Origin of the sequence: Proteiniclasticum sp. (assembly GCF_003514505.1) — a bacterium.
GTDB lineage: Bacteria > Bacillota > Clostridia > Clostridiales > Clostridiaceae > Proteiniclasticum.
In genome coordinates this window covers 47,749-55,772 of record NZ_DOPX01000007.1, presented here as the reverse complement: position 1 = coordinate 55,772, position 8,024 = coordinate 47,749, and the positions used below count along the sequence as shown (strand labels likewise).

The following is an 8,024-nucleotide window of genomic DNA, read 5'->3' as shown; positions in this document are numbered from 1 at the left end:
CTCCTTTCAATTTTGCCATTATGTCTGATGGGCTGATTGTTGGCAATGCGTTGACGGAAAGGGGTCAATGATCTTTATCACATTCCACTGCCAGTATTTGAATCTCTATTTTTTCACAAATTTCAGAAAGTAGAATTTTCAATCGTTCTTCAACTGCACCTACCAATACTTTTCTGCGGTATCTAGGGCAGAATACAAAATGATAATTGATCAGCGATACAGTTGTTTGAGCTCTTCTATATGTTTGGCTCATAAACACATTGTATCGGTATGAGATTCAAACTGCAATATGTTTTGCCACGCAAGCGCCATTCATCCCACGGCTGAAGCCGGGCAAGCTCGGTATGGGCTTTCTGGCACAATTCCTGTAACATAATTATCTCTCCAGATTCCACGATATCGTCAGATATTAACAAAGTCTTTCCGGTTCATTCATTGAAGTCATCTTTTCCTCATACTTTGATCTGAAGTGCCTCCAGAACATCTTCTGTGACTTCATCTATCTCTTTTGTGCCATCCACTCTTCTCAGCAGTCCTTTCAGTTCGAAGAAATGAACGAGAGGTTTTGTCTCCGACTCATACACCCGAAGCCTTTCCTTCACCGCTTCTTCGGTGTCATCTTTTCTGATGATGAGATGGCCACTGCAAAGATCACAGACCTCCATCTCCCTGGGTGGATTGAAAGTCAGATGGTAGCTTGCGCCGCAGCTGCTGCAGACTCTTCTTCCTTCCATACGGAGCAGCAGCTCCTCATGGGGGACATCCAAAAACACAACCGCATCCAGCATCTTATGGGAAGACTCCAGATGGTTTAAAAGGGCTTCTCCTTGAGAAAGCGTTCTTGGAAATCCATCCAGAAGATACCCTTCCCCAGCATCCTTTTCTTCCAGTCTCCTCTGCACAAGACCGATGGTCACCTCATCTGGCACCAGAAGGCCTTTGTGGATGTACTCCTTCGCTTTGATACCAAGTTCTGTCTCTTCCCGGATATTTTTCATGAAAATATCTCCGGTGGAGATATGAGGTACAGAAAGAACCTTAGAAATGATTTTTGCCTGTGTGCCTTTCCCAGCACCAGGGGGACCCAAAAGAACTACTCGCATATGACACCTCCATGCATTCACAAACTATTCTGAATCTTTACGTTAAGCATACCACAGACAAGCATATGAAAAAAGAGCGTATTTAGAGGTCAAAGTGGGCCAGAAGAAAGGAAAGAATCCTTTCATTGACTTCATCACTTTCTGTAAAGCTCAAGGCATGGCTTGCATTTTTCCAGTACTCCATTTCAATGGATGGCACGACTTTTCTTCCGTACTGGAAGGCTTTTTCCGCATCATGAAGAAGACTGTTTCCAGCCATCAGAGCCAGCACTGGAATCTTCAGATTTCGAAGATCTTTCTCAGGGATTCTTCTTGGCACCGGGGACCTGAACCGAAAGTACTTCAGACCCAGAGTGATGGATTTTCCCAAGGTGTCTTTGAAGGGAAAGTCTTTCCGGTTCAGAAGAAAGGGGATCATTTTATCTTTGCTGAAGCCCATTCTCACAAACTCTTTCACTGTATGGGCGGATACTCCAGAAAATACAAAGACCGGATCCAGAAGGATGAGGCCTTCCGTCATTTCGGGGTAATACCTCGCAAAGTTCACCGCATAATACCCTCCCATGGATGATCCCATGAGGATGGCAGAAGATATTTCAAGCTTTCCCATGACTTCCTTCAGCCAAGCGGCATGATCTTTGTCTTTCCAGAGAGGTTTACTTAATCTGCTTCTTCCTGGTTCTCCCAAAAGGTCCACAGAATATACCGGCGTTCTCTCAGACAAAGGGAGAAGATTCGGCTGCCACATGATGGTGGATGCATAATGTCCATGGAGCAGAATAAGGGGCACCTTCTCCTCGCTCCCTTTACTGGCATAATAATAAATACGTACCGTACCAAAGGTGGTTTCCACATCATAAATGGTCCGGGCTCGGGGCAGAAATCTCATGGCTTTGTCATAGTGGACGAGAAACTCCATTCTCCGGGACTCTTTCGTGAAACCACTCTTGAATAATGACCGAATGCCTTCCATTCTCCTCATCCTTTCAGTAGAGCAAAGGAACACCCAAGGCAGATGAGCACTACTAAATCAAAGTAAATGGCAGCGGGAGAAACACCGGTACTAAGGAGGTTCCATCCTACAACAGGTTCAGAATCTCATGAAGATGAGAAATCTCATAAGTGGGCACAATCTCTCCTTTATTGATTTTACCTCTCGGATTGAACCAGCAGGTATCGATACCAAAGCGTATGCCTCCTAGAATATCCGACCCCAAACTGTCTCCCACCATGAGGATTCTATCCTTTGGTGCTTCACCCAGGAGATCCAGGGTCAGCTCAAAGATCCTCTCATCGGGCTTGGAGACCTGTGCCTCTTCAGAAATGACAATGGCTTCAAAGTAGTGGCTGAGGACCGATTGTCTGATCCTTTTTCTCTGGACTTTTTTCAGTCCGTTGGTGATGATGCCCATCCGGACTTTGCCCGAAAGCTTTTGAAGAAGCTCATGGGACTCCTCATAAGGGAAAGAAGCCTCTGCCAGATGATCTGTATAGCGCTCCGCGAAATCCTCGGCCTGAAAATCTCCGCAAAGCGCTTCCTTCAGTCTTTGGAAGCGCTCAATCTTCAGAACACTTTGGGTGATTTTTCCTTCCTCAAATTCTTTCCATATTTTCGTGTTGATCTCATGATAAGTGTCAAAATAAACCGACTTGTGCTCCTCCAGACCGTAATCCTTCAGCGTGCTGAGAAAAGCTTCCTTCTCAGACTTTTTAAAATCAAATAGTGTATCGTCTGCGTCAAATAAAAGTATGTCGTATTTCAAAATTCCAATTCCTCTCTTTACGTATAGTCTCTATCCATTATATACCATTTTCTCCTTATTCCTCAGGAAGTCCCTGGGGTTTTTCAATGGTCTCCACGGAGTTCACAGAAAGAATCTCCAAAGAGAACTCATTGTCCAAGGACAGATTCCGCACCTGATTCGTAAACTCCACCCGAATCTCCTTCAGCAGTTTTTCTTCCTTGTCAAAAACTGCTGAGATCCTGTAGGACGTGATGTTCCAGTCTTCTGTGTTCATGCCCTCCAGCTTCAGTGTTTCTGATATGATTTTTTTAAACTCTTCCGGCGTGAAGAAGTCCGTGGTATAGTAGACGAGTTTCTCCTCATCCTCCTCTTTCTCTAGGGAAGAAAGAAACCGAAGAATCGGAATTAGCTCCGCTTTTGGAGACAGTTCTGTGAGATTAGAAGGATTGAAGGCATCCTCTGAAAGCATGGGAATGCCCCTTTGCCAAGGCAGAAATGCCAGATTGAATTTATGATAAACCTCCTTCTCTTCGGTATAAATATCCATGATCTTCTGGGACCCTAGAAAGGGAAGTTCTGTATACACTTCAATAAAAGATGCTTTCGGTGCAAAGGTCATGGATGCAGTGCCGTGGATGCCCAACTGATTCTCTCCCAGACCCATTCTGCTTTTATAGGCGATTTCCATGGACTGAACCTCTGAAAGAGCCCGGTAGGTTCTGATGACATAACTGTATCTGTGGTCCGTATAAAAGAATATGGTTAAAGCTGTGACCGCAATCAGTAGGAGACCTAAAAGACCTATGATGATTTTTTTCCCCACAAAACTCACCTCTCCTGTTCTTTTCTTCAGTGTAGCACAGCCTATCAGACCCTTTTCTAAACAATATCTTAAGTTTTCAGAGAAAAAAGAACATAACTCCGTATCCTCACTTAATTATCCAAGAAAAAAAGAGCCTGCATGCAGACTCTTTTCCAAGTTCTATGCTTTTTCAAGGGCTGGATCAGAAGCTGGTGGTGTGGGAGGCGCTTCGATCTTTGGTTTGACCTTCCCCTTCCAGGCGTGCATGGCAAGAGATACCGCGATTACGCCGTAGGCCACAAACACACGGAAGTATTCACCCAGCTGAGCATTGTTGAAAAGCTCTTTTCCCGCCTGGGGTGCCACAATGAACAGTGTATGGAACAGGATTACCCCCAAGATGGCTTGTTTATTCGTGGCTTTTTGTACAGAAGCACCGCCTACAAGAAGAGCGGCGATGGCAAACTGTCCCACCTGAGTATGGGCTCCATAGGTGGAGAAGGTACCGATGTTTTGGAGATATATCAGCTGTCCCCAGCAAGCCAGTACTGTAGAAATCACCATGGCGATGATTCTTGTCCGATCCACATTTATACCGGCAGCATTGGCAACCACTCTGCTCTGGCCTACAGTTCTCATATTCTGGCCAAGTCTTGTCTTCAGGAGCATATTGTTGAAAATACAAAGAAGCACAATGGCAAAATAGGTGGTCACAGGAATCTTAACATAAAGCAGTATTGTCTCAATGGGCTTCACATAAGTCAGCGCATAGGTGATGCCTAAAACAATCAGCATTGCCACGGGCTCCTTGAAATTGAAACTCTCTTTCTTTGAGATGAACTTTGCGTCCACCATCTTATAGAGCTGTAAGATGGCTAAGGCGATCACCCCTATGGTGACGCCGTCCAGTAGAAGGAGCCTATCTGTAGACAGGAACTTCTCCACTGATGGCACAAAGGTCAGACCATAGATCCCAAGAACTACCGCAAGGGTCAGGATGTCTTTCAGCACCGGTGCACCGGTCTTTTTCACTTTGTTAAAAATCATCTTGATAAGAAGCAGCGCCACAGAGATGAAAAACAGAATCTCGATGAGCTTCAGCATGGATACGGTATCCAGAGAATACTTGAGGTTCCCCGCCAGGTCAATGGTATTTTTAACGCCAATCCCTCCTGAGATGATCAAGGTAGGGTTATTCACAGGAATGATGCCACCAATGACATACAGGAAAAAGAGCTGATACAGTCCATCTGCAAAGAATCCCAAAACCATACCTGCAATCATTTCAGCGCCCTTCATCTGATTGAACAGCTTTCCAACGAGATAGCCAAAGAGAATGGCCACAGGTGTTGCCATAAGAAGACTGAGAATAAATCCTTCAATCCCTTTGAATCCCCAGTACACCACCCAGAATACAGCAATCTGTGCTGCGATGGCACCAATGGTGATACCAAAGTTCAGTCCCATACCCGCCAGAACAGGAATGAGAAGTGCCAGTACCATAAATCCATTACGGCCGATTCTTGTGAACAGCTCTCCCGCAACGAAGGTCAATGGATTCTTCGAGGCGATGATGGCACCGATACATAGAAGTACAAAGAGGAGTACTACCTTGTTTTCATTGAGAAAGTGCATCACTTTATTCTTCATGGTCATTATTTTGCACCTCCCTTGGTCTTCGATAACGCATAGAGAATGATTCCATTGGAAATGATGATTCGGATGACATCCGACAGATTTCCTTCTGGAAGAATCTTATTGGCCACAGGAAGTGCCACCGCGAGAATTCCCTGAAACAGAAACGCACCGATGAGCACATGGGAGATTTTCGCTCTCTTGATACTTGCTCCGCCGATAAGCACGGCAGCAACGGAATGGAATCCCATCATAAGAGGTGCATTATAAAGCTGGAGAAATCCATAGCTTTGGGCATAAATAATGATTCCTACCGCAGCCAGAGCTGTCGATATAGCGGTACCAAGAATCCTCATCTTGTTCACATTGATCCCGGATGCTTTTGTGAACTGCTCATTGGCACCGGCAGCGCTCATGGCCATGCCAGCCTTGCTTCTCATAAACAGCCATACCAGGAAACAGGAGAACAGGAAGAAAAGAATCAGTCCTGTTGGAATATAAAGGCCGAACTTGTCATCCCCAGGTGTCGCGTAGAATGCGCCATCTTTGATGCCAAAACTGAAATCCAGAATATTGTTGAACACATGACCGAAACTGCTGGAAAGACTGATGGTGTTTCTCATGCCTTGGCCCCCCAGCGGCCAGATCAGATCTCCATTCTTATAAGGAAGAGAAAGCCATACCATATTCATAAAGGCAATGACAGAGAATCCCACATAGGTGGATACGGTCATTTCAGAGCCCTTCACACGGTTTAAAAGGAGTCCATAACCGATGCCAAAGAGACTTCCCAGGGCGATGGCGATAGACAGTGCCAGGAATATACTAAGAAATGGGTTGCCGACGCCTATTTCAATGGTAAAGGTGGCACCAATGAGTCCAGCCACAATTCCCAGAGAAATACCAAAATTCAGTCCAATACCTGACTGAACCGCAGGCACCATGGCAAGCACCAGAATTCCGTACATAGCCCAACGTCTTATGGCATCCCCCAGGAGACTCTGCACATTAAGCCCCAATGGCAGGGCAATGATCAGCATAAACAGGAAGAAACTGATGATGATGATTCTTGGAAGCCCGATGTTATCATAAATCTTATGGAGTTTTTCACGCATGTTTCGCACCTTCTTTCCTGGATCCCGCCATGGCAAGACCAAACTCCGCATCTTTGTCATCAGGTTTCAGTATGGTCACGATTTTACCGTCTGAAACAATGGCGATACGGTCACATAAAGACCGAAGCTCCACAAGCTCAGAACTGACCATCATGATGGTGATGCCCTTTTCACGATTGAGCCTCATAAGATACTCCAGCACCAGTTTTTTTGCGCCAATGTCAATCCCTCGTGTTGGTTCTGATACAATGAGAAGCTTTGGTGACATGGTCAGTGCTCTGGCAAGGCAAACCTTCTGCTGATTTCCACCAGATAGCGCTCCTACGGGCTGCTTGGGTCCAGTACAGCGGATATCCAGAAGCTTAATCATGTCCTTGGCATGGTCTCTGGCTTTTTTCTGATCAAAAAGCTTCAAGGGTCCGATTTTCTTCAGGAAATTTTCCTTTACCTGCATGGCAGAGAAAGCGATGTTTTCCTCAATGGATTCTTCCAGTAAAAGACCCACTCCTCTACGGTCTTCAGAAACACAGGCAATTCCATGTAGAAGGGCATTGCCAAGCTTATCCAGCTCCAGCATCTCGGTAAAAAAAGTTACAGCCCCTTCTGTCTCATACAGCCCCATAATTCCGTTGGGTATACCGATTTTCCCCTGTCCTGCCAGTCCGCCGATGCCAAAAATCTCCCCTTCAAAGACATCGAGGTCAATCCCTCTCACCATTTCTCCAGGCATCATCACATGAAAGTCTCTTAAAGACAGGGCGATTTTCTTGGGATCCACTTCTCTTTTTTCATCTTCGAGGCCATCCACCAGTTTTTCTACTTTACGACCGATCATAAGCTCTGCAATCTCCACCACATTGGAGTCTTTCACTTCTTTTCTGGCCACAAACTCACCATCTCTAAGCACCGTCAGGCTGTCAGCCACAGCCATGACTTCATCCAGTCTATGGGTAATAAAAATAATGGCAATGCCCTTGCTGGAGATGAGTTTCATGATTTCAAGAAGTCTTTCCGCCTCGCTTTCTGTAAGCACCGCAGTGGGCTCATCAAACACAAGAAGCTTGATTCCGGTCTTGTCAATCTCACGGGCAATTTCCACAAACTGCATATACCCGATGGGCAGTCCCGCGACTTTCACGTACTCTTCGATATTGAGACCAATATCTGACAGTGCTTTTTTCGCATCCTTTCTCATCTGCTCTGTATCCAAAGTTTCAAGGTTTTTCCCCAGAACACGGCTCAAAAAAGTAGGATTGGTGATTTCTCGCCCGACTTTGATGTTCTCTGTTACGGTAAATCCCGGAATAAGCATAAACTCCTGATGCACCATACCAATGCCAAAATTCATGGCGTGGTGGGGCGCATCGATGGAAACGGCCTGCCCGTCGATTTTAACGGTTCCTTCAAATCCACCCGTCTGGTGAATCACCGGCATGCCAAAAAGAATGTTCATGAGTGTGGACTTCCCCGCTCCATTTTCACCCATGAGTGCATGAATCTCTCCAGGCTTTATGGCAAGACTTACATTTTTCAGCACTTTATTGCCATAATACTCTTTTGAGATATTGTCCATGTGGAGAAGATAATTCGTGTCCAAATAGAATCCCCCCTTGAAGTTGTATCT

The 8,024-nt window shown here is 45.5% G+C and carries 7 protein-coding genes and 1 pseudogene; all 8 read right to left on the bottom strand.

The annotated features are described in order from the left end of the window. A pseudogene (gene tnpA / locus DEF30_RS01210) lies at positions 1-253 on the bottom strand (IS200/IS605 family transposase); the annotation flags it as partial. 199 nt (positions 254-452) lie between these two features. Then, positions 453-1,103, bottom strand: a complete 651-nt coding sequence (locus DEF30_RS01205; protein ID WP_294095513.1) for an adenylate kinase — start codon at positions 1,101-1,103, stop codon at positions 453-455. A gap of 82 nt (positions 1,104-1,185) precedes the next feature. Then, positions 1,186-2,076, bottom strand: coding sequence for an alpha/beta hydrolase (locus DEF30_RS01200; protein ID WP_294095511.1), 891 nt, complete (start codon positions 2,074-2,076; stop codon positions 1,186-1,188). A gap of 106 nt (positions 2,077-2,182) precedes the next feature. Continuing rightward, positions 2,183-2,866, bottom strand: coding sequence for a YjjG family noncanonical pyrimidine nucleotidase (locus tag DEF30_RS01195; protein ID WP_294095510.1), 684 nt, complete (start codon positions 2,864-2,866; stop codon positions 2,183-2,185). Positions 2,867-2,921: 55 nt separating this feature from the next. After that, positions 2,922-3,671, bottom strand: a complete 750-nt coding sequence (locus DEF30_RS01190) for a hypothetical protein (RefSeq protein ID WP_294095507.1) — start codon at positions 3,669-3,671, stop codon at positions 2,922-2,924. Positions 3,672-3,830: 159 nt separating this feature from the next. Further along, positions 3,831-5,306 (bottom strand): ABC transporter permease, encoded by a 1,476-nt coding sequence (locus DEF30_RS01185; RefSeq protein WP_294095504.1) that lies wholly within the window; start codon positions 5,304-5,306, stop codon positions 3,831-3,833. Next, positions 5,306-6,400, bottom strand: coding sequence for an ABC transporter (locus DEF30_RS01180; RefSeq protein WP_074912561.1), 1,095 nt, complete (start codon positions 6,398-6,400; stop codon positions 5,306-5,308). The genes DEF30_RS01185 and DEF30_RS01180 overlap by 1 nt, the downstream gene beginning before the upstream one ends. After that, positions 6,393-7,997 carry a sugar ABC transporter ATP-binding protein gene (locus DEF30_RS01175; protein WP_294095494.1) on the bottom strand — a complete coding sequence of 535 codons (1,605 nt, stop codon included), beginning with the start codon at positions 7,995-7,997 and terminating at the stop codon, positions 6,393-6,395. Before DEF30_RS01175 ends, DEF30_RS01180 begins: the two co-directional genes overlap by 8 nt. Between the last annotated feature and the right edge of the window lie 27 nt (positions 7,998-8,024).